Genomic DNA, 20,792 nt, shown 5'->3' with positions numbered 1-20,792 from the left:
CAGTGCCGCCACGGCGACTTTGGGGCCGGTAAAAGACCAGTTGATTGTGGCTTTAGACTACAACAATCAAAAGTACCATTCGCCGGCCACGGGTATTCCGGACGGTTACGAGTTTGATGTGGTAATCCCTTACACCGATGCCAACCCGACCAACGGCAGCTATTCGGCTTACGAGCAGATTTTGCCGCTCCAGAACGATGCGGGAGGCACCCAGGACTTCAAATTGTACTATCCTTCGGGGACTTTGGCGGGGGCAAGTGGAACGATTACGGCGAAGTTGCGAAACGTGTCGGGCAGCCCTTTCAAAGCGAAAACTTATGGTCCTGACGGTCAGCAGTACAATCTGATTTCGGGGGTATCGGCTTACACCATCACCTTTAATGGGAATGTCTCCGGTACGCCGTTTGGGGTAAAAGCCATGGGCGGGATTCCGGATAAGAAGTTTGGGGTGCAGACTAACGGAAGATTAGAGCATCAGTTTATCTATGTCCCCGTTACAGGACCCGATGGTAGGACTTGGCTCAATAATAATTTAGGAGCGGAGTATGCTAGGGTAGGATCTCCCTACTTTAATCCTGCCTATCAGGCGGGTTCGTTGGATCCAAATAATACATCAACAGCCGTACCTCTTTCTAACCCAACGGCAGACCAGATTAAGAGGGACTGGCGTGCGTATGGTTCATTATTCCAGTATGCGAGGGACTCTGACGGGCATGAGTTGTTAACATGGAGTTCATCTGGTGGAGTTACGCCTGTAAATCCTTCACAATGGAATAGCGGTTGGCAGGCTACTTATTCCAAATCTACCGACCCGTGTCCTGCAGGTTACCATACGCCAAGTAACGAAGAATTGTTAGAATTGCAAACTGCCATTGTGGGCTCTCCTACTTCGTATAATACGGGTACGAATAGTTCAGCTTTATGGAATGAGCGTGTTTTGCGTCTGCCTGCTGCCGGTTACCGCGTCGGCTCGTCGTCGTTCGGCAACCTAGGTAGCAACGGGTTCTACTGGTCTAGTTCGCCCAATGGTATCCTCGCTTGGTTCTTGGAATTCAACAGCGGCATTAGCAACGTGTACGACAGTTGGCGCCAGAGCACCGGGCTTGCCGTGAGGTGCCTCAAGGATTAACCGTGCGTTCTCGGCGGTTTGCCGCCGGCCCGCCGCCTAAGGGCTTGGGGAGGGGCTGCCCGCAACCCCAGGGGGTTGCAGGGGGAGACCCTGGGGGCCTCCCCAAAAAGGCCACCCCAAAAACCAAACGGAGCGCCCCCCCCTGCCAATGCCCTTCCCAAGAGCGTTGGCAGACAAAGCCCCGTTAAAAAAAGTTCTAAAATCGTTTTCCTGCCTCAAAACCCGAAGTGTTGGCTTTGCCTTCAGAGTCGGGCTTCAGGATTGGAAAACGTTAGGAATAAAAATCCTTCATATAAAAAATGTTTAACCCTTAAAATACGATAGGTTATGAATACTCTAAAAGCATGGTTGCGTCCCAACCTCCTTACCAAAGACGACCCGAGCGATTTTGTCGCCGTACCTCTTTCGGCGGGAAGCCTCGGCATCCCCGAGATTGTGGAAGCCCTGAGAAAAGAAGGCATGGAAATCCGCACCGAAACGGCCGTGGACATCCTTACCCGCTTCAACCGAAAAGCCTCCGAGCTGGTGCTCAACGGGTATAGTGTCAATACAGGCTTGGTGTATATGCGCCCTGCCATCCGCGGGGTGTTTTACGGCAAAACGTGGGACAAGGAGAAACATACGGTTTACGTGAACGTCAATCAAGGCACCGAATTGCGGAAAGCTGCGGCCGACACCAAGGTGGAAATCCTCGGCGAGCAGTCCGGCCCGATGAGCGTATTCAGCATTACCGATACCACGACGGGGAAATCGGACGGCACGCTCACCCGTGGGCGCAATGCAGAAATCCGAGGAACCTTCATCAAAATCGACGGCGGTAATCCCCAAAACGGGGTGGTGCTTAAGAATATCGACACCCAAACCGAGGTGAAACTGGCCCCGGAGAAAATCGCCCTGAACGAACCTTCGCGCCTGCTGATTCTCGTTCCTGCAGATTTGGAGTTAGGAAACTATGAGCTGAGCATTACCACGCAGTTCACTAAGGGGAACGTTCTGCTCAAAGACCCCAGAACCGAAACTTTATCTACCCCTATAGTAATTGTATCGTAGAGGTTTTCGGCTGGGTTATAGAAAGCAACGCTTCGGTTGGCAATTTGCCGACCGAAGCGTTCTTTTTTACGCCTGTGCGTTGCTTTACCCTGCAACGCGGCGTGGCCTTAGGCTGCGCCGGGGTGTGGTTCGGGCGTACGCCGATGCCGCGTCATTTGGATGCGGCATCGAGGGGGTTATGAGTCGAAAAATTCGGTTTGGAAGTTTACTTTCAGCCGAACCTCCGATTCGAGGGGGACTCCTTTGCATGAGGCAGGGATCCAAGAGGATTTCAGGCGGCGGATCATCAGCTTCAGGTCGCGCTCCAAGAGTTCGCTATTGGCCACTTTGGGATGGAGGCGCACGTCAGTAATGCGACCTTGTGTGCTAATCCGAAAGATGAAACTGAACGTCCCGTTGAGGGCATAGGTCTCTTTGTCGATGTAGGCTTGCATGGTGCGAAACAGCTCTTTGCGGAAGGCCTCCGGGCCTTCGGAGGGTCTTGCGTAGCGGGTATGTTCCGCTTGGCAATGTTTAATGCGGACGTGCTCCATCGGATGCTTCAGGCTGGCAGCGAAGAGGGTTCTTCCGTTTTCCTGCAAAAACTGATCGTCGTCCAAGTCGTCCAAAACGAATTGCGCTTGGGTGGTTCCGAAAACTAAAAATCCAAAGACCATTAATAGCTTCTTCATAATGCGGCGAATTTAAGGTTAGGGGGGAGCGTTCTTCTTTCCGTCAGCGGTGCTTTCGGAAGGGAAAAGCGGGCTAAAGCACTTCGATTTGGTTGCGTAGCAAATCCTCGAAGTCGTCTCTTTTTCTGATCAAATGGGCTTTGCCGTCCATAAACAAAACCTCGGCGGGCTTGAGTCGGGAGTTGAAGTTGGAACTCATTTCAAAGCCGTAGGCTCCGGCGTTGCGGAAGACCAAGAGGTCGCCTTCTTTCACCTCATTGATTTTCCGGTCCCAAGCGAACGTGTCGGTTTCGCAGATGTGGCCGACCACGGTGTAGATGCGTTCGGGGCCGTGGGGGTTGGAGAGGTTTTCGATCACGTGATAAGCGTCGTAGAACATCGGGCGGATCAGGTGATTGAAACCCGAGTTGACACCTACGAAAACCGTGGCGGTGGTTTGTTTGATGACGTTGGCTTTCACCAAGAAATGGCCGGACTGGCTGACCAAGAATTTTCCGGGTTCAAACCATAGTTCAAAATCCCGTCCGGTTTCTTTTTTGAATTGATCCACGGCGGCACTTACTTTTTTTCCGAGCGTTTTAACGTCGGTTTCCACTTCGCCTTCTTGGTAGGGCACTTTAAAGCCGCTGCCCATGTCGATGTATTTCAGGTTGGGGAAGTGTTGGGCAAGATCGAGCATGATTTCCAAACCTTGAAGGAAAACGTCGGTGTCTTTAATCTCGCTCCCGGTATGCATATGGAGCCCTTCGATATTCAGGTTGGTGGATTTCATCACTCGCTCGATATGGCGGAGTTGGTGGATGGAGATCCCGAACTTGGAGTCGATGTGCCCGGTGGAAATTTTATAGTTTCCTCCGGCAAAAATATGCGGGTTAATCCTTACGAAAATCGGGTAGCGATCCCCGTATTTGGTGCCGAATTGTTCCAGAATGGAAATGTTGTCGATATTGATATGGACGCGGTGCGCCATGGCTTCTTCTATTTCAGCCAAATCCACGCAGTTCGGGGTGAAGAGGATGCGTTCGGAAGGAAAGCCGGCCTTTAGTCCTAAACGGACTTCGTGGATGGACACGCAATCCAAATTGGCGCCCAATTGCTGAATGTATTTCAGGATATTGAGGTTGGTTAGGGCTTTGGCGGCATAGAAAAACTTGGTCTTTTCACCGAAGGAAGCCGTTAGTTTTTCGTATTGTGCCTTGATGCTTTCGGCATGGTAAACGTACACGGGGGTACCGAATTCTTGAGCAATGCCCAATAGATCTTTATCTGTCATTGTTAGTGCTGTTTTTTGCGCTCGTGCAAGGCGAGCGTTTGCAAAGGTAAAAAATATTTTCAGCTTTATCGGGCGGAGGGGGGGAGGGGCGAGATGCGAAGTTCTCCTTTTAACAAGGTGAGTTGCATTTCGTTTTGCAAGTCCGCGGTCGAAGCGGGAAGTTTTATTTTCAGTTTATTTATTTTTTCCGGACTTTCGATTTGGGGGTAAAATTCGTAAAATCCGTAGGCGTTGGCTTTTCCGTTTTCGATCACCAAAAAGACTTTTTCGCCCAAGGTGCGCCCGCTGATGGTCCAAATTTCGTTTCGTTTTTTTAGACTTATTTTCTGGCGGAGTGCTTCGGGGTTTTGGAGTTCCGGCGTTTGATTAAGGTACTGAAGCACCTTTAGACCTTGGGTGAAAGACCGAAATTTCAACAGGGGTTTGTCGTCTTTGTGGAGGGTGTTTTTTTCCACGAGGTATTTGCCGCTGCGATGGTAAAGGCCGAAGGGGAGGGTTTCCCGTTTATCGAGGCCTTTGGTTTTCATTAGGAGTCGGGCCAGTAGTCGGTGGGCGGCGGGTTCGTAATGCAGCTGTTCGGTGTGCTGTTGGATCTCGGCCCAACGTTTGGATTTGGCATTGAAAACTTTTTTGGCGAATTTGTTGAAATCGTCCACGTAGTCGGAATACAAAATCTGTCCCTGGGCATCTTGAAAATAAAGCAGGCCTCTTTCGCTGGGCAAATCCTGCGTAAGGGCTTTTATTTTGTTGACGTAGGTTTTGGCATTGGTATCGTCGTGCTGTTGGCGGATGATTTCGTTATCGGTGTCTTTGGCCAACAGGAGCTTGAACAAATCGACGGTGGCTCTTGCGTCGGCATCGGCGCGATGCGGTTTTATTAAGGGGATGCCGAGCGACTTTACCAGCTTTCCTAACGAGTAGCTTTCGGCTTCGGGGATGAGTTTTTTGGCCAAAGGAATGGTGTCCAGCGTGTCGATTTTAAAATCGTAGCCGAGACGTTTGAACGATTGGCGCAGCAGGCGGTAATCGAATTCGATGTTGTGGCCGACCAAAGTGGTTCCCTCCGTGATTTCGACGAGGCGTTTGGCGATTTCGTGAAATTTTGGTGCGGTTTTCACCATTTTTGGTGTAATGCCGGTGAGTTTTTGCACAAAAGGAGTGATGTCGGCTTCGGGGTTGACGAGGGAGATGAACTGGTCGGTTACCTCATGCCCGTCAAACCGGAAAACAGCAATGTCTATGATGCTTTCCTGCCGAAATCCCGCTCCGTTACTTTCTATGTCTATTACGGAATACACGCGTTTTTATCTTCTTTTGGTTCCTAACCCTAACATGCCCAGTACAAATTTGGCCCCCTCTCTTGCCAGTGTGTTGGTAAAGGTTTTGCCCGCACGGCTTTTCATCATGCTTTCCAAAAGGCTGGGTTCTTCTTTTGTGGGGGTGGCAGGGGTAGCGGGCTTGGGCGCCGGAGCGCCGGTGGCCTGAGTCATTCGGTGGGTTAGCATTTCGTAAGCCGACTCTTTATTAACGGGTTGTTCGTACTTGGCGACCAAGGCCGAACGGTTGGTCAGTTCAACGACTTCGGTCTCTGTTAAGACGTCCATGCGGGACTCGGGCGAGATGAGATAGGTGTGAACCAAGGGGGTAGGGATGCCTTTTTCGTCCAAAGCGGTAACAAAGGCTTCGCCAATCCCGAGGTTTTGAATGAGCTGTGCGGCATCGTAAAACTCGGTAAGAGGATAGTTTTCTACGGCTTTAGAAATTTCTTTACGGTCTTTGGCGGTAAAGCCTCTCAGAGCGTGTTGGATTTTCATCCCCAACTGGGAAAGGACGTTTTCGGGAACATCGCCGGGAATCTGGGTGATGAAGTAAAGCCCCACGCCTTTGGAACGGATGAGTTTTACCATGGTTTCAATTTGATCCTGCAGGGCTTTGGAGGCTTCTTTGAAAATCAGGTGGGCTTCGTCGATGAAAAGCACGAGTTTGGGTTTTCCCGAGTCGCCTTCTTCGGGGAAGGTCATGTAGATTTCGGCGAAAAGCGAAAGCATGAAGGTGGAAAACAGTTGGGGTTTGTTTTGGATGTTACCCACGCGCAGGATGTTGACAACGCCTTTACCGTCTTTTTGCTGCAGCAGGTCCTGAACGTCGAAGCTGGGTTCGCCAAAGAATTGTGTGGCGCCTTGCTGTTCCAAAGCGACGATGGACCGCAGGATGGCTCCTAATGAAGCGGGCGATATGGTGCCGTAGTTTTCGGCAAGTTCGCTTTTGCCTTGCGGATCTGTGGTTAAGTATTGGAGTACTTTTTTAAGGTCGTCCAGATCAATAAGGGGCAGGCTTTTGTCGTCGCAGTATTTAAAGACGATGGCCATGATGCTGCTCTGGGTTTCGTTGAGCGTCAGTATCTTAGAAAGAAGAACGGGCCCGAATTCGGTAACGGTAGCTCTTAGTTTTACGCCTTGCTCGCCGGAGATGGTCATTAGTTCCACGGGGAAGCCTTGGGCTTGCCACTGGAGTCCCGTTTTTTGGTAACGCTCTTCGATGATGCTGTTTTTTTCTCCGGCCTTGGCAATGCCCGAAAAATCGCCCTTGATGTCCAATACCAAAGAAGGAATGCCGGCATGGGAAAGCTGTTCTACAAAAGCTTGCACCGTTTTGGTTTTTCCGGTTCCGGTGGCTCCGGCAATCAGGCCGTGGCGGTTGATGGTTTTCAAGGGGATGGTAACGTCGACTTCGGTAACGACGTTTCCGTCCAAGAGGCCTTTGCCTAAAATGAGATGTTCGCCTTTCGGGGTATATCTGGAGGAGAGCTCCTGTATGAATTTCTGTTGGTTTGCCATAGGGTCTTATTAAATTACGGAAGTTAAAGGTAAATTATTTTGCCGGATAATCCAAACTGTTTTTCGGTGGGGCTGCCTTTGGGCAAAACAAATGGGGTTTAACTTCTTTTTCAAAGCGCGTATCGGATAAAACGTGAAATCCTGATTTTAATCAGTAGTCTGCTGGGGAGGCTTCTGTTTTGAGAACGTTCGAAATGTCTATAAAGCGAGCTTTTGGTTTGTTTTTCAGGGAGTTGTCTTTTGGGGGTTGGTGCGGCGGGAGTGGTGGGCGCAAGGAAATCACCCAAGTTTTTTTTCGTTTTATTTTTATTAAATTTGTTAGCGTTCAAAATTTTAATGTTATGATCAGGCAGCGTATTCTCGAAAGAATAATGGAAGAGCAGGGCAAAATAATCGACAATTTAAAGGAATCGGTGGAGCGTTATCGGGTGGCGTCGGACATTGATGAAGATTCAACATTGGATCCGGAGGATTATTCCCGACAGGCGGAAGCCAAAGAAATGCAGCTGAGGTTCGAAAAACTTTTGTCCGAGGCGCAGAATGTGCAGCGTCAGTTGGCTTTGGAGCCCGAACAGGCGCATGAGGAGGTGGCGCATGGGGCTTTGGTGCAAACGGATAAGCATTGGTTATTTGTCGGGGTTTCTTTGCCTGTTTTCGAATTCGAGGGAAGGTCGGTTTTGGCGGTTTCGGACGATGCGCCCATCTATGCAAAATGGCGGGGGTGTAAGGTTGGGGATCAAGTGGAAGTAGGTTCATCTACCGTCGAAATAACAGCCATTTTTTAAGAAAAAGCATGGAAGCACAGCCGATATTGTCCGCCTGTCTTTTGGAAGACCTGAGAGCGCTGAGCGTTGTGAAGCATTACCGCGGAGGCGAGATGATTCTTGATGAAAATGCGGCGATTCGTTCGGTGCCTATTGTGGCGAAAGGAGCGATTCGGGTGTTGCGGACGGAAGAGGACGGGCGGGAGATTTTATTGTACTATATCAAGGCGGGAGAGAGTTGCGTCATGTCCCTTTTGGGCGGGATGTCGGGGCAGGCCAGTAAGGTCAGGGCCGAGGTGGAAGAAGAGGCCGAGGTTCTTTTTGTTCCGGTGGATCGTATTTTGGCTCGAATGAAAGAAAGTCCGGAACTTTTGGATTATGTTTTCAGGCTTTACCAAAAGCGCTTCGAAGAGCTTTTGGATATGGTTAACGAGGTAACGTTCCGCAAGGTGGACGAGCGGCTTTGGTCTCTTTTGGAGAAGAAATCGGCTCTTGGCGGCGGAAAGGTGTTGCAGGTTACGCATGAACAATTGGCTGGAGAATTGGGAACGGCTCGGGTGGTGGTTTCCAGAGTATTGAAAACGTTTGAGGAGGAAGGGAAACTTAAACTCGGACGGGGAAAAATAGAGCTTGTGTAACCAAAGTGTCTTGAGCGGGCGGATAAAAAGGCTATTTTCGTAAAAAAAAGAATGGAGGTATTAGGTTATATTTTTGCCATTGTCATCGGTTTTGTGTTGGGATTTTTGGGAGGTGGCGGTAGTGTACTCAGTGTGCCGGTTTTTGTGTACCTGTTCGGTATGGATGCCATGACGGCGACTTCGTTGTCTCTTTTCGTGGTTGGGGTAACCAGTACGGTGGGGTCGGTTAAATTTCTCAGGCAAGGGTTGGTGGACTTTAAAACGGCGTTGATGTTCGGGGGTCCCTCGGTGTTGGGGATTTTGTTTTCCCGTCGGTTGGTGCTGCCCCATTTACCGGAATACATTATTAACCGCTGGGGCATTACCCTGACCAAGGAGATGTTTATTTTGGTTCTTTTTGCGGTGCTGATGCTCATTTCGGCGGTGAAGATGATAGGGAAAGACCAAAGGCCTAGGGTCTCCAAATGGGATCGGCCTAATTATACGATTTTGGCTTCTCAGGGGATTTTAGTGGGCATTCTTACGGGGCTGATTGGGGCCGGTGGCGGTTTTCTGATTGTGCCGGCGTTGGTCATGTTGCTGGGCGTGGGGATGAAGAATGCGGTGGCAACCTCGTTGTTTATTATTGCCATCAATTCTCTGATTGGGTTTGGTTCTTCTTTGGATAAAGTCACGGTGGATTGGTTTTTTTTGCTTTCATTTAGTGCTTTGTCGGTGGTGGGTATCCTGTTGGGAGTTGGGCTGTCGAAGAAAGTGGAAGGGCGCAAGCTGAAGCCTGTTTTCGGTTGGTTTATCTTGATTTTGGGGGTGTGGATTATTTTCAGTGAATTATTTTTGCGTCATGTCCGTTAGTTGGCAGGGATTTCGCAGGAGGAAAAAAAGGAATGATGGTTATAGGTTTTATCTATGGGGAATGTAAGAAACGTTACATTAATTTTTAAAATATAATTGCAGTTTTGCAACAACTAAAAAAACAGAAAGACAGAAAAAAAGAACAAAAATGAAAATAGAACAGATTTACACCGGTTGTTTGGCGCAGGGCGCTTATTATATTGTATCGGAGGGCGAAGCGGCGATAGTGGATCCTTTGAGAGAGATACAACCTTATCTCAATCGGTTGGAAAAAGACGGAGTGCGTTTGAAATATATTTTTGAAACTCACTTTCATGCGGATTTTGTTTCTGGGCATTTGGATCTTAGCCGTAGTACGGGGGCTCCGATAGTGTACGGTCCTACGGCTCAGCCGGAGTTCGATGCGATTGTGGCGGAGGACGGGCAAGTGTTTGAGGTGGGTCGGATTAAGATCAAAGTCTTGCATACGCCGGGGCACACGATGGAAAGCTCTACGTTTCTCCTGATTGACGAACACGGAAAGGAAACGGCTATTTTTTCGGGGGACACATTGTTTTTAGGTGATGTGGGGCGTCCTGATTTGGCGCAAAAGGCGGCCAACAGAACGCAGGAAGAGCTAGCGGGGCTTTTGTATGAGAGTCTTCAGACGAAGATTATGCCTTTGGGCGACGATATTGTGGTTTACCCTGCCCATGGGGCGGGATCGGCTTGCGGGAAGAATATGCAGAAGGAAACTGTGGATACCTTGGGGAATCAAAAAAAGACGAATTATGCTCTTAACCAACCCGATAAAGCTTCTTTTGTCGAGGCGGTTCTGGACGGGCTGGGGGCTCCTCCGAAATATTTCGGAATGAATGTGGCGATGAATAAGAAAGGCTACCGTAGTTTTGAAGAGGTTTTCAATGCGGGTATGCGTCCAATTCCGGTGGAGGAGTTCGAAGCGGCGGCGGAAGAAACGGGGGCGGTGATTTTGGATACGCGTTCGGCGGCGGTTTTTCACAAAGGGTTTGTTCCGAACTCGATTAATATTGGTCTGAAAGGAGATTTTGCGCCTTGGGTTGGGGCGATGGTGGTGGATGTGATGCAGCCGCTTCTTATCGTGGCCGATCCCGGAACGGAAGAGGAGGTGATTACCAGACTTTCCCGTGTGGGGTTTGATCAGGTGGTGGGGTATTTGGATGGTGGTTTTCCGGCTTGGCAATCGGCGGGTAAGGAGACCGACGAAATCGAACGTATCTCGCCTGAAGAATTTGCCCGTCGTTATACGGCGGAAGCCAAAGTGGTGGATGTACGGAAGCCTTCGGAGTACGAAGCCGAACACGTTGAGGGAGCGTTTAGCCGTCCTTTGGATTATATTTCCGATTGGATTGAGGCGGAAAAAGAAGCGTCCGAGCCTTTCTTTTTGCACTGTGCGGGCGGTTACCGCAGTATGATTGCGGCGAGTATTCTTCATTCTCGTGGAATAAGGCATTTTACGGAGGTTGAGGGTGGTTTTAATGGAATTAAAAAGGCAGCGTCGGTTCCGGTATCGGATTTCGTTTGTCCAAGTAAATTGCCGAAATAGAAATGAAAGTTTGGTTTTTTGCGTTATGGATTTTTTGGGTGGGAACTTGCTCTGCGCAGATGGTGCAGGTTCCGACTTCGCTCAGGGCGAAATTGACGGAAGAGGGGGTGGCTTTGGTGGATGTGAGAAAACCGGAGCAGTTTGCTGAAAGTCCTGTGGAGAAGGCGGTTAACATTCCTTTGTCGGAACTGGAGTCGCATTTGGATTTTTTCAGGGCTCAGAAGGCGGTGGTGTTATTTTGCAATACGGGAAATCAATCGGGGCAGGCTTTTGCCGCGTTGAAAGCCCAAGGGCTGACCCATATTTACGATGCCAAGACTTGGCGGAAGGTTTATCAGGCGCAACGGTTGAAAATGAATTTGCTGGCGACGGATTATCCGAAAGAACGGCCTTTGATTAAACCGATACGTTCCGATGAGCGGATGGCGTATTTTGCGGTGGCTTTGGGGAAGGGAGGTGTTTTGGAAAAGCATAAGACGGAGACGCCTGCGGTATTGGTGGTTTTGAAGGGGAAGGTGGCTTTTGGCCTTGACGGGGACTATGTGGTGCTCGAAAAGGGGGACGTTTACGATATTCCCGTTGGTCGGCTGCACGAAGTGCGGGGGCTCGGCAGGCAAAATCTTTTTACGGTATGTAAGACGAAGTAAGTTTTTTAAGATTAACGGTATTTTAATAGATGGCTACTTTTTTTGAAAGAAATAAATTCGGTTTTATTGGGGGCTTATTGGGCGGGATTTTAGGTTATGCTTATTATCATTTTATTGGATGCGATTCGGGCAGTTGTGCCATTACTTCCCGTCCTTTTAATTCTACGCTTTACGGGGTGTTGATGGGGTATCTTTTGCTTTCTTTTCTTGATAAAAACGAAAAAAAAGAAAACCAATGTTTGAGTTAGTTAGAATCCTGTTTGGCGGATTGGGGACGGACTTTAGGTCCCTTTGGTTGCGGGGAGCTCAGGTGGTGGATGTGCGTACTAAGGCGGAATACCACAGCGGTCATCTTTTTAACTCTAAAAACATTCCTCTTGAGCATCTTTTGAAAAAACTCGGCGAACTGGATATCAAAAGACCGGTAATTGTTTGCTGCTCCAGCGGAGTGCGAAGCGAGTCGGCACAAAAGTTGTTGAAGCGGCATGGTTTTGAAGCTTATGACGGCGGCGATTGGGTGGAACTTCAAAGGAAAATCACTGAAAAATAAATTGTTAAAATGTCACAGAAATTTCAAGAATTGATAAATTCGGAGCGTCCGGTTTTGATTGATTTTTTCGCTACTTGGTGCGGTCCTTGTAAGGTGCAGTCTTCGGTGCTCAACAGCGTGAAAGAAAACGTGGGGGATAAGGCCAGGATAGTCAAGATCGATGTGGATCAGTATCCTGCCATTGCGGCGGAGTACGGGGTGCGGGGCGTGCCGACGCTGGCTTTGTTTAAGCGAGGCGAACTGCTTTATAAGCAGAGCGGGGTGCATGATGTTCAGACGCTTACGGACTTGCTTCACCAGTGGATTTGATTATTAAACGTAATTTTTAGTTTATAGGGCTTCGGTTTAATAACGAAGCCTTTTTTATGGGGCTTACGTAAGTAAGGCGAACGAGTCGCGATCGTTTAAAAATTGAAATTTCCGACGGAATGCAGCCAGTTGTTCCAAATCGATTTTAGCGGTGATATGGAGATTTTCTTTTTCGGTTATTTCGGAGCCGTCGGCAAAAAAAGCGTGAGAGCTTTCTTTGTAGAAGAGGTTGTTTCCGTCTTGTCCGGTACGGTTTAGTCCGAAGACGTAGCATTGGTTTTCAATGGCTCTGGCTTTAAGCAGGTGTTCCCAGGCATCGACTCTTTTTTCGGGCCAGTTGGCTACGTAGAGGGCCAGGTCATAATCGTCGTTGTTTCTCGAAAAAACAGGGAAACGAAGGTCGTAACAGATTTGCAAAAGAATCCTTATCCCAAGGTAATTAACGATGATTCTTTGGTTTCCAGGGGTGTAGATTTCATGTTCTCCCGAATACGAAAACAGATGCCTCTTGTCGTAGAAAGTGCTTTTTCCGCAAGGCTCTACAAAATACATTCGATTGTAGAAACGTCCGTTTTCTTCGACGGACAAACTTCCGCACAGAGCGGCTTTTTTTGCTTGTGCAAATTGTTTCATCCATGCAAGGGTACGGCCGTGTCGGTCGGCAATGGCTTCGGGATCCATGCAAAATCCCGTGGTAAACATTTCCGGAAGGACGTAAAGGTCGGCATGACTTTCTGCGAAAGCTTTTTCTATGGCTCGGTAATTTGCATCGGGGGCTTTCCAATGGATGTCCAGGCTGAGGCCTTTTAGTGTCAGGGTGTTCATGCGTTTGTCTTTTTAGTGTTGCAATATTCGTGTTTTTTGTTTTAAAATTAACAGGTATTGGGAGGCTTATTTATATTTTTGATACTTTTGCAAGAAGTGAAAAAGAATAATAAAATTTTAAAGTTATGAAAAAATTGATTTTGGCATTTTCAATGCTTTTTATCGGAAGTGTAGTTTCGGCTCAAGCTTGGACCGGAAAAGGCGATCAAAAAGTACAAGTTGGTTTCAATGGCTGGGGCTACGGAACGGGAGTTACGGGGACTTACGACTATGGTTTGGGTAATATCGTTTCCTTAGGAGCGGGAGCCAACGTGTTTTTCTCTGGGTATAAGGAGAATAACAGTGCTAATAATTTGTTTTTCTTTGGCCGTGTAGGGTTCCACCTTCAGGAACCGCTTAATCTTCCTTCCCAATGGGATATTTATCCGGGGATTAACCTGGGGCTTTTGGGTAGCGATTTTGGTATCGGTGCACATATAGGGGTTCGTTACTTCTTCAACGATAAGGTTGGGGTGTATGGCGAATTCGGAAACAACGGAGGTTTAGGGGTTTCGTTCAATTTCTAATTTCCTCAAAATCGAAAACGAGAAAAAGGCTCCTTTATCGGGAGCCTTTTGTTTTGGCATACTTTTGATAATTACTACCTTTGCACAACTTTTAATTTTTTAGATTTCTATTGATGGAATTAGCACTTAAGATATTTCAGTTTATTCTCTGTATTTCGATTTTAGTTTTTCTTCACGAATTGGGGCACTTTCTTCCGGCCAAATGGTTCAAGACTCGGGCAGAGAAGTTTTTTCTTTTCTTTGACCCTTGGTTTTCTTTGTTTGCGATGAAAAAAGTGAACGGACGCTGGCAGTACAAATTTTTTTCAAAAAACCAGCCTGATACCCGTATGGTTGAAGTGAACGGGGAGAAAAAAGAAGTGCCGATTGATAGGGACAGCCTTCCTGAAGACGATTGGCGGAGGTATCCCGAGAATACCAAATGGGGGATCGGTTGGCTTCCGATGGGCGGGTATGTCAAAATTGCCGGTATGGTGGACGAAAGTATGGACACCGAACAACTTAAAAAACCGGCTCAACCTTGGGAATTTCGTTCCAAACCTGCTTGGCAAAGGCTGATTATCATGCTTGGAGGGGTAACGGTGAATTTTGTTTTGGCTTGGTTGATTTATTCTTGCCTGGCTTTCTTTAACGGAGAAATGATTTTTGATGCGAAAAAGGCGGATTTGCCAATGCATTATGGTGAGGCAGCCAAAGCGATGGGGTTTAATGACGGGGATAAGATTTTACGTGTGGATGGCAAAGAGCAAAAGGATTTGGACAAACTGTCCTTGGATGTTTTGCTTAGCGATGAGGTGACGGTTTTGCGTGGGGGGCAGGAAGTAACGTTCCGCACCAATGACGAGGGGAAAGCGCTTGTTTTTAAGGAAAGTACACCGAAGAGTTTTTTAACGCCGAGAATTGCACCTATTGTCGATACGATTGTTTCTCCTAAAACGATGGAGAGTGGATTGAAGGTGGGAGATAGAATTACCAAAATTGCAGATCGTCCGGTTACCTATTACGATGAGATTTCGCCTCAGTTGAAACCTTATGCGGGGAAAACCGTAGCAATTCAGGTGGAGCGTAACGGGCAATTTGTCCCCTTAAGTCTTAGCGTAGACAAAGAAGGTCGAATAGGGATGTCAAGTTATAAGCAGGTTTCCAGATACCTTACGGAACGTACTTTTACTTTTCCTCAGGCGGTTGGACGGGGTTTTACGAAATCCATTGAGGTGCTGACGTATCAGATTAAGCAGTTTAAATTGGTGTTTAATCGTAAAGTTCAAGGGTATAAAAAAGTTTCTGGCCCGATTGGGATTGTCGTTAACCAAATGAATGTGAAAAAGGATAAAGATGGCGGGATTTCGATTGATTGGACTTATTTTTGGGGGTTCACGGCGATGTTTTCTGTGTGGTTGGCTTTTCTTAATTTGTTGCCCATTCCGGGGTTGGATGGCGGTCATGTGATGTTCACTCTTTGGGAGGTGGTGACGGGGAAGCCGGTGCCGCAGAAAGTCCTCGAAAATGCCCAAACCATTGGGGTGGTGTTCTTGTTGGGCTTGATGGCTCTGATCTTCGGAAACGATATCCTAAAGGCGATTACAGGGAATTTGTAATTTTTTTGAAAAAAAACTTGCGAGTAAAATAAAAAGGTTCTATATTTGCACCACGAAAAACAATAAACCATTCCTCCTTAGCTCAGTCGGTTAGAGCATCTGACTGTTAATCAGAGGGTCGCTGGTTCGAGCCCAGCAGGAGGAGCTTAATTACCAGAAGGTTGCAGGATTTTAATCCTGTAACCTTTTTTCATTTGCACAAAATTTGCACAAAAAAGCCTTTTTTATAGAGAAAGGGAGGGGGAGACAAAAAAAACACAATGACTCCCTACCTGTTTACCCATTGTGAGTTATCCTTTAGTACGCTAAGCTTAAATTTTTAGTCCATATTAAGCAGAAAAGTATATTATTGTGATTCATTAGATATACTATTATACTAATTCTCTATGAAATATAATAATAAGGCATTTACATACATTTTCTTATCCTTTCTTTTATTTTAAAATGATTTTTTTAGCTGTAAAAATGAAAAAAAAATAATTAGTTCAGTATATAAAAATAAAATTTGTCCAAACAGATATCAATCCATTGGAATTGATACAGAAATTGAAAAAATGATAAATGATATTTCTGAAAAAGTAGAAAAGATTATTGCATCTGGGCAATCTTTTTTACTTGTTCCTCTTATTGATAAAATATTGAAGAAAGGCTTGAATACTCTGGCAACAAAGCCAAGTCCTATTAAAATTACTTCAGATTTTAAAATTATCCTTACTCATTATAATAATATTGAAATTGAAATGAGCCACCTTACAAAAGCTATTTATTTATTATTCCTAAAAAATAACGAGCCTATAAGTTTACAGAAATTACATCAATACAGAAATGAACTTTTAGAGATTTATAAGCAGATTTCGTATAAAAACTCCATTGAGGAAATGGAAAAAAGCATAAATACAGTAGTTGATATAGAAACTAGACAAATATATATGCACTTATCAAGAATAAAAACAGCATTTTACAATAAAATTTCTTTTAGAATAGCTTCCACATATTGCGTATTAGGGACTAAAAACAAACCTAAATATATCCCAATAGAAAGAAAATTAGTGATTTGGGAGATAAATTAGGGTTTGCAATATTGCAAACCTGAAAAAGTAATTTGGGAATCCCTTATTTTTGCTTACAAGTTTAACAGGAAAGTCAAAAAATAATGAGTTGATAAAATAAAAATTTTATATTTTTGTAAAAGACATCAACGAAAAAAAAGAGTTTAAACTTTTGCTTTTGTAATACGAATCGGCAAAATTCATTACAGTACAGAATGCAAACAGTTGGGCTCCTTGCCTTATATGGCGAGGGCTTTCCTGTTTTATGTACTGGGGCTTTGCCGAGCCTGTATTACTAAAGCGTGGAAAAGTTCCTCGCTTTTTTTATTGATTAAAAACGATATAAACTTAATATATGGAAAATAAGGATAATTTAAAGGAACTGCGAATTACTTATGAACAATGGGGTAAAGAATTTGCAAATAAAACGAATTCAAACCCAGAAAATTTAAACTTTGGTTTAGATTCTGTTTATGGGGATTTTTTGAAAAAACAGAATTTAGACAAGGAAGCTATAAAGGAAAAAATAAAAAATCTTGAGATAGAAATATCTGACCTAGAAAAGAAAACTTTAGAACAGAAAGCTCATACTGAAAAATTAAATACAGACAATCAGTTTTTACTCCAGAAAATAGAGGCAGACGAAAAGGAGATTCTTATTAAGGAAAATAAAATATTAGAAATTGAAAAGGGAGATATAAGAAAGGGAGATAGTACAAAACTCAATATTTATCTAGCTTTTGCCATAATAGCAGGCGTCGGAACATTATTATCTTATACTGCCACATTTGGCTCTGCTTTATTAGGGTTAGATGATGGAGATAATTTTATTAGGGGTAATGTCTATTCAGATCTTTTTGATTTAGGTACAGGTAATTTGGTTTTTGCAATATTTGTAGCTTTAGCACCCATAATTTGCGGATTTATCTATGGATATTACAATAGTATTAATAAAATAGCACCAGCATTGGGGGCTTTACTTATAATAGTACTGATAGATATTTTTGTAGGGTATAAACTGACAGAAACAATTTATAATCAACTTTATATGAATGGTATTCATGATGAAGAATGGAAAACTACAATGGTGTTTTATGATATTAATTTCTACATTGTTATCGTATTTAATTTTGCTCTTTATTACGCATTTGGTTGGATGCTTAACTCCTATTTAAAAGAAAAAGAAAAACTGACACCAGATTATGTTATTAGCAAATCTATTGAACAAGTTGAAAATGAGATCAACAAACTCAAGGAAAAGGTAAGCAATTCGAAAGAGGATATGAATAATAATTTAAACAAATTATCGGATTTAGAAGCCGAAATTAAGAATAATACTCTTTCTATTGATAAAAAAAATATAAGCATAAATGATTATAGAGATGGAAAAATGCCCATCAATTTAGATTTGCTAAAAGAATTAATAGCAGATTATATAGGAGGTTATTTAGCATACACTACTCTAATGTACGAACCTCAAAGTAAAGATATTACTGCTAAAGTTAGGGATTGTGTAGAGCGTTGGTGGAAGATAAAAGAAACTAACGGGTGGAAAACGACTACAGAGGAAAGTTTTTGGATAAATATTGAAAAAAAATAGTTAAGTTAAGTGATGAAAAAATCAATTTTAAAGTATAAAAAATATATACTACTAATTATAGCTGTATGTATTCCGCTTGTATTAATTTTTACTATAAATACCTCTAAAAGCAAACTTATTATTAATGAAATTAATAAAGAAAGAACCAAAGAAGGCGTTTTTCGAGTTTGGAATAACAAGATACATGAAGTAACTAGTAAGAAAGGAAAAGAGCAAGTCATAAAAGCTACAAAAGCTAAACTTGCCAATTTTGAACTATCAGATACTGAAATTAGTAATTGGCATCAAAAATTTAGAGAAATCGGAACCGATGAACAACGGGAAATAAATATTATTATAGTTCCTGATTTTTCTAATAGATTAACGGTAATTCCGAATACTCCAGAACGAGACATAGAAATAATATCAAAGATATATGAGGTGTTTTTTGATAAAATGAGAAAAAATAAAGCTGTTGGTAAAATAGCTATAGAAGTTACTGATAAGAACCAAGCTGGAGGTATTTTTTCTAAAATGGCAGACAGCTTAGTTATTGATATTAACGACAAGAATAATGAGCAGAACAGAAAATTTATTTTATCAAAAGAAGGGGCTTTTAAGACGAATATTAAAAAACTTTACGCCTATGCTATAGATAATATATCAGGAGCAGACTATGTATTATATTTTAAGAGAAATATAAATGATAGAATTAAAAGAAGTACTATTGAAAGAGAAGTTATTAATAAAATCGTCATTCTCACAGATGGTTATTTAGAAACGAATGAAACTAATTATACAAAAATACATAGGACTATGAAAAATGCCGTAGATGATGGCTGGATAGAAGATTACTTAAAACGAGCAAATCTTTCAATCCCTTCAAATAATATTGATTTAAGTAATTCGGATATATTAGTGTTAGAGGTTACAGAAAGGGATGAAGGTATCGGTTGGCATAAAGAAATTTTAGAAAGCTATTGGAGAGAGTGGTTTAAGTCAATGAATGTGAGAAATATAAATAAAAAAGAATCCTTTTTTATTAGTAGTGAAAACTCTCCAAGTCAGGTAAAAGAGTTAGTTCAGAAATTTATAGATAAATAAATGCATTAAACTATGGTACTAAAAATAGCTCTCACTTTATTTACTCTATTATCTTATTCTCTCAGTAATAAAAACAAACAAACAAGTCATAAAACAACGAATGAAACTAAACTTTATTTACAAAATAATAGGCTTTTATACACTGTGGATAAAGTTGTAGATGGAGATACATTTTGGATAAGAGGTAATGGCATAAATGAAAAAGTAAGACTTATTGGCATAGATGCTCCTGAATCTCGAAGCTCAGGTAGAAAGCAAAAGCAATATTTTGGGATTGAAGCTAAACTTTTTTTAAAAAATTATATATTAAATAAACAAGTTTCTATCGAGCTGGACATTAAGAAAAGAGACAAATATGGAAGATTATTAGTATATGCTTATACAAAACAGGGAGTATTCATTAATCATTATCTTGTTGAGAATGGTTATGCTGTTATTTCTACTTACCCACCTAATGTAAAATATCAAAAGCTTTTTTATACCGCTCAACAAAAAGCAAAAGAAGGTAAAAAGGGATTGTGGAAATAATTTTATTTATTAATCAATAATATAAAAAACTTTATAGACGCAATATTTTAGACTTGCATGAAAATTATGCAAGTAATGATTAGTCCAAGAATAATAAACTATCAGAAACCAAATGTAATTTTACTTGTTATATTACATCCTATATGATATGTTTCTCCTGTACGCACAGAAAGTATAAAAACATACCAAAACAATATTAACACGAATGTATTATGAAAAAAACAATACTGTTTTTAATATTTTCTTCAAACTTCTACTTTTGTCAAGAAGTAGATAAGGATATATATGCAAAAGCTGGTTTGGAGACACCAATTGACTTACCGAACCTGACATATTTACCAACGGCTGATATATTAACAGAAGAATCTGAAATGTTTATGAAAGGGTACTCCAATACTGTGCCTTTTATTCCAAATTTACCTTCTGTAAAAATTGAAAACGAACCTGTAAGCAGAACAAGAGAATATGTAAATAGATTAAGAAGTGAAACATTAACTTCATTTGCAAATCCAAATGGGGGGGGGAGAGACGCTCTTTCTGAAATAATAGACGAACAGCACAAAAAAGTAAATCTTTCAGGAGGTTGGGCTAAAAGAACAGATGCTTATGATAAATTGAACAATGGTGAGTATACTCCTAAATATAAATACTATATGCCAGGTGTGGATAACGATGCGCTAAATGCATCAGAATCGGATGTTGAAACCCAGTCGCCAATTGAGGTAAGCATTTCTGATGAGCATACTAATAATTCTTCAAATAATTTAACATTAATTTTTATAACATTTTTAATAGTAGGGATAATCGTGTTCATAATAAAAAAGTTAAAAAAGAATAATCAGTCTATTCAATTTGAAAGTAATCAAAGTACTTTGAAAGAAAATAAAAATAACAAGGAAGTATCAAATTTGAATAAAACTATTTCTATAGATAATAATATTGACACAACTTTTCATCAGAAACAGCTCGAAGATTTTGAAAAATATAATAAAATATATTCGGGCGAGTTTGAAAAATTAGTTTTAGAGGAAACAAAATTTCTTAATACGAAAGATGAAATTAATAGAGTATTAAAGTTTCTTGAAAATGAAGAATTGGAATATTATGACAAATATTTAAAAGAAAATATTGATTGGAGTAAAGATTATTGTAAATCGTCAGCAAAAAGTAGACAATATATAGTATAATAGTTAAGGAGTGTTTTCAAAAAAAGAATTACATTTAATTATGGAAACACCTAAAAAGAAAAGTTCCGAAAA

General features: G+C 42.9%; 22 protein-coding genes and 1 tRNA gene. 18 read left to right on the top strand and 5 right to left on the bottom strand.

The window, feature by feature from the left end; all coding sequences use genetic code 11:
* On the top strand, nucleotides 1–1,129 hold a 1,129-nt coding region (locus VQ048_RS10790), incomplete at its 5' end, for a fibrobacter succinogenes major paralogous domain-containing protein (protein ID WP_327611698.1).
* Between the two features lie 327 nt (nucleotides 1,130–1,456).
* Nucleotides 1,457–2,179 (top strand): DNA-binding domain-containing protein, encoded by a 723-nt coding sequence (locus VQ048_RS10785; protein WP_327611697.1) that lies wholly within the window; start codon nucleotides 1,457–1,459, stop codon nucleotides 2,177–2,179.
* A 176-nt stretch (nucleotides 2,180–2,355) separates the two neighbouring features.
* Here VQ048_RS10785 and VQ048_RS10780 read toward each other — a convergent pair whose 3' ends face one another.
* The 4 genes from VQ048_RS10780 to VQ048_RS10765 form a co-directional block, all read right to left on the bottom strand.
* Nucleotides 2,356–2,850, bottom strand: coding sequence for an energy transducer TonB (locus VQ048_RS10780; RefSeq protein ID WP_327611696.1), 495 nt, complete (start codon nucleotides 2,848–2,850; stop codon nucleotides 2,356–2,358).
* 73 nt (nucleotides 2,851–2,923) lie between these two features.
* Entirely contained in the window at nucleotides 2,924–4,180 is a 1,257-nt protein-coding gene (lysA, locus tag VQ048_RS10775; protein WP_327611699.1) for a diaminopimelate decarboxylase, read from the bottom strand.
* An 8-nt stretch (nucleotides 4,181–4,188) separates the two neighbouring features.
* Nucleotides 4,189–5,421 (bottom strand): 3'-5' exonuclease, encoded by a 1,233-nt coding sequence (locus VQ048_RS10770; RefSeq protein ID WP_327611695.1) that lies wholly within the window; start codon nucleotides 5,419–5,421, stop codon nucleotides 4,189–4,191.
* Between the two features lie 6 nt (nucleotides 5,422–5,427).
* The gene (locus tag VQ048_RS10765) at nucleotides 5,428–6,960 is read right to left on the bottom strand and encodes a helicase HerA-like domain-containing protein (RefSeq protein ID WP_327611694.1); all 1,533 of its coding nucleotides are present in this window, start codon (nucleotides 6,958–6,960) and stop codon (nucleotides 5,428–5,430) included.
* Between the two features lie 194 nt (nucleotides 6,961–7,154).
* On the opposite strand from VQ048_RS10765, the gene VQ048_RS10760 reads away from it, so the two are divergent.
* From VQ048_RS10760 to trxA, 8 genes are all read left to right on the top strand, one after another.
* Nucleotides 7,155–7,745 (top strand): hypothetical protein, encoded by a 591-nt coding sequence (locus tag VQ048_RS10760; protein WP_327611693.1) that lies wholly within the window; start codon nucleotides 7,155–7,157, stop codon nucleotides 7,743–7,745.
* Between the two features lie 8 nt (nucleotides 7,746–7,753).
* Entirely contained in the window at nucleotides 7,754–8,362 is a 609-nt protein-coding gene (locus VQ048_RS10755; protein ID WP_327611692.1) for a Crp/Fnr family transcriptional regulator, read from the top strand.
* A 51-nt stretch (nucleotides 8,363–8,413) separates the two neighbouring features.
* On the top strand, nucleotides 8,414–9,214 hold the full coding sequence (locus VQ048_RS10750; protein WP_327611691.1) for a sulfite exporter TauE/SafE family protein: 801 nt from the start codon (nucleotides 8,414–8,416) through the stop codon (nucleotides 9,212–9,214).
* Nucleotides 9,215–9,362: 148 nt separating this feature from the next.
* A complete protein-coding gene (locus VQ048_RS10745; protein ID WP_327611690.1) occupies nucleotides 9,363–10,778 on the top strand; it encodes an MBL fold metallo-hydrolase in 1,416 nt (471 codons plus the stop codon).
* A 2-nt stretch (nucleotides 10,779–10,780) separates the two neighbouring features.
* Nucleotides 10,781–11,425: a rhodanese-like domain-containing protein gene (locus VQ048_RS10740; RefSeq protein WP_327611689.1), complete on the top strand. Its 645-nt coding sequence runs from the start codon at nucleotides 10,781–10,783 to the stop codon at nucleotides 11,423–11,425.
* A gap of 29 nt (nucleotides 11,426–11,454) precedes the next feature.
* A complete protein-coding gene (locus VQ048_RS10735) occupies nucleotides 11,455–11,673 on the top strand; it encodes a DUF6132 family protein (RefSeq protein ID WP_327611688.1) in 219 nt (72 codons plus the stop codon).
* Complete coding sequence (locus VQ048_RS10730; RefSeq protein WP_327611687.1) at nucleotides 11,661–11,975, top strand: rhodanese-like domain-containing protein; 315 nt, start codon at nucleotides 11,661–11,663, stop codon at nucleotides 11,973–11,975. Before VQ048_RS10735 ends, VQ048_RS10730 begins: the two co-directional genes overlap by 13 nt.
* A 9-nt stretch (nucleotides 11,976–11,984) precedes the next feature.
* A complete protein-coding gene (trxA, locus tag VQ048_RS10725; protein WP_327611686.1) occupies nucleotides 11,985–12,284 on the top strand; it encodes a thioredoxin in 300 nt (99 codons plus the stop codon).
* Between the two features lie 63 nt (nucleotides 12,285–12,347).
* On the opposite strand, the gene VQ048_RS10720 is transcribed toward trxA, so the two are convergent.
* Nucleotides 12,348–13,109, bottom strand: coding sequence for a nitrilase-related carbon-nitrogen hydrolase (locus VQ048_RS10720; RefSeq protein ID WP_327611685.1), 762 nt, complete (start codon nucleotides 13,107–13,109; stop codon nucleotides 12,348–12,350).
* A 125-nt stretch (nucleotides 13,110–13,234) separates the two neighbouring features.
* On the opposite strand from VQ048_RS10720, the gene VQ048_RS10715 reads away from it, so the two are divergent.
* From VQ048_RS10715 to VQ048_RS10680, 8 genes are all read left to right on the top strand, one after another.
* Nucleotides 13,235–13,675 (top strand): DUF6646 family protein, encoded by a 441-nt coding sequence (locus VQ048_RS10715; RefSeq protein WP_327611684.1) that lies wholly within the window; start codon nucleotides 13,235–13,237, stop codon nucleotides 13,673–13,675.
* Nucleotides 13,676–13,788: 113 nt separating this feature from the next.
* A complete protein-coding gene (rseP, locus tag VQ048_RS10710) occupies nucleotides 13,789–15,273 on the top strand; it encodes an RIP metalloprotease RseP (RefSeq protein WP_327611683.1) in 1,485 nt (494 codons plus the stop codon).
* A gap of 71 nt (nucleotides 15,274–15,344) precedes the next feature.
* Nucleotides 15,345–15,418 (top strand) — tRNA-Asn (locus VQ048_RS10705).
* A 409-nt stretch (nucleotides 15,419–15,827) separates the two neighbouring features.
* Entirely contained in the window at nucleotides 15,828–16,343 is a 516-nt protein-coding gene (locus VQ048_RS10700) for a hypothetical protein (RefSeq protein WP_327611682.1), read from the top strand.
* A gap of 334 nt (nucleotides 16,344–16,677) precedes the next feature.
* Nucleotides 16,678–17,922, top strand: a complete 1,245-nt coding sequence (locus VQ048_RS10695) for a coiled-coil domain-containing protein (protein ID WP_327611681.1) — start codon at nucleotides 16,678–16,680, stop codon at nucleotides 17,920–17,922.
* Nucleotides 17,923–17,934: 12 nt separating this feature from the next.
* Complete coding sequence (locus VQ048_RS10690) at nucleotides 17,935–19,005, top strand: hypothetical protein (RefSeq protein WP_327611680.1); 1,071 nt, start codon at nucleotides 17,935–17,937, stop codon at nucleotides 19,003–19,005.
* A gap of 12 nt (nucleotides 19,006–19,017) precedes the next feature.
* The gene (locus VQ048_RS10685; RefSeq protein ID WP_327611679.1) at nucleotides 19,018–19,533 is read left to right on the top strand and encodes a thermonuclease family protein; all 516 of its coding nucleotides are present in this window, start codon (nucleotides 19,018–19,020) and stop codon (nucleotides 19,531–19,533) included.
* A gap of 212 nt (nucleotides 19,534–19,745) precedes the next feature.
* On the top strand, nucleotides 19,746–20,720 hold the full coding sequence (locus VQ048_RS10680) for a hypothetical protein (protein ID WP_327611678.1): 975 nt from the start codon (nucleotides 19,746–19,748) through the stop codon (nucleotides 20,718–20,720).
* Nucleotides 20,721–20,792 lie beyond the last annotated feature (72 nt).

Source organism: Bergeyella anatis (assembly GCF_036016955.1).
GTDB lineage: Bacteria > Bacteroidota > Bacteroidia > Flavobacteriales > Weeksellaceae > JAYWXI01.
Note: the sequence above shows the minus strand (reverse complement) of the source record. Positions and strands in the feature narration are given on the sequence as shown.

Bases quoted from the DNA above. Each gene is read 5' to 3' on its own strand.
- VQ048_RS10680 (WP_327611678.1), top strand. From the start codon at position 19,746: ATGAAAAAAACAATACTGTTTTTAATATTTTCTTCAAACTTCTACTTT.
- VQ048_RS10720 (WP_327611685.1), bottom strand. From the start codon at position 13,109: ATGAACACCCTGACACTAAAAGGCCTCAGCCTGGACATCCATTGGAAA.
- VQ048_RS10715 (WP_327611684.1), top strand. From the start codon at position 13,235: ATGAAAAAATTGATTTTGGCATTTTCAATGCTTTTTATCGGAAGTGTA.
- VQ048_RS10765 (WP_327611694.1), bottom strand. From the start codon at position 6,960: ATGGCAAACCAACAGAAATTCATACAGGAGCTCTCCTCCAGATATACC.
- VQ048_RS10700 (WP_327611682.1), top strand. From the start codon at position 15,828: ATGATAAATGATATTTCTGAAAAAGTAGAAAAGATTATTGCATCTGGG.
- VQ048_RS10780 (WP_327611696.1), bottom strand. From the start codon at position 2,850: ATGAAGAAGCTATTAATGGTCTTTGGATTTTTAGTTTTCGGAACCACC.
- VQ048_RS10755 (WP_327611692.1), top strand. From the start codon at position 7,754: ATGGAAGCACAGCCGATATTGTCCGCCTGTCTTTTGGAAGACCTGAGA.
- VQ048_RS10690 (WP_327611680.1), top strand. From the start codon at position 17,935: ATGAAAAAATCAATTTTAAAGTATAAAAAATATATACTACTAATTATA.
- VQ048_RS10745 (WP_327611690.1), top strand. From the start codon at position 9,363: ATGAAAATAGAACAGATTTACACCGGTTGTTTGGCGCAGGGCGCTTAT.
- VQ048_RS10760 (WP_327611693.1), top strand. From the start codon at position 7,155: ATGTCTATAAAGCGAGCTTTTGGTTTGTTTTTCAGGGAGTTGTCTTTT.
- VQ048_RS10750 (WP_327611691.1), top strand. From the start codon at position 8,414: ATGGAGGTATTAGGTTATATTTTTGCCATTGTCATCGGTTTTGTGTTG.
- VQ048_RS10685 (WP_327611679.1), top strand. From the start codon at position 19,018: ATGGTACTAAAAATAGCTCTCACTTTATTTACTCTATTATCTTATTCT.
- VQ048_RS10740 (WP_327611689.1), top strand. From the start codon at position 10,781: ATGAAAGTTTGGTTTTTTGCGTTATGGATTTTTTGGGTGGGAACTTGC.
- VQ048_RS10695 (WP_327611681.1), top strand. From the start codon at position 16,678: ATGGAAAATAAGGATAATTTAAAGGAACTGCGAATTACTTATGAACAA.
- trxA (WP_327611686.1), top strand. From the start codon at position 11,985: ATGTCACAGAAATTTCAAGAATTGATAAATTCGGAGCGTCCGGTTTTG.
- rseP (WP_327611683.1), top strand. From the start codon at position 13,789: ATGGAATTAGCACTTAAGATATTTCAGTTTATTCTCTGTATTTCGATT.
- VQ048_RS10730 (WP_327611687.1), top strand. From the start codon at position 11,661: ATGTTTGAGTTAGTTAGAATCCTGTTTGGCGGATTGGGGACGGACTTT.
- VQ048_RS10785 (WP_327611697.1), top strand. From the start codon at position 1,457: ATGAATACTCTAAAAGCATGGTTGCGTCCCAACCTCCTTACCAAAGAC.
- VQ048_RS10735 (WP_327611688.1), top strand. From the start codon at position 11,455: ATGGCTACTTTTTTTGAAAGAAATAAATTCGGTTTTATTGGGGGCTTA.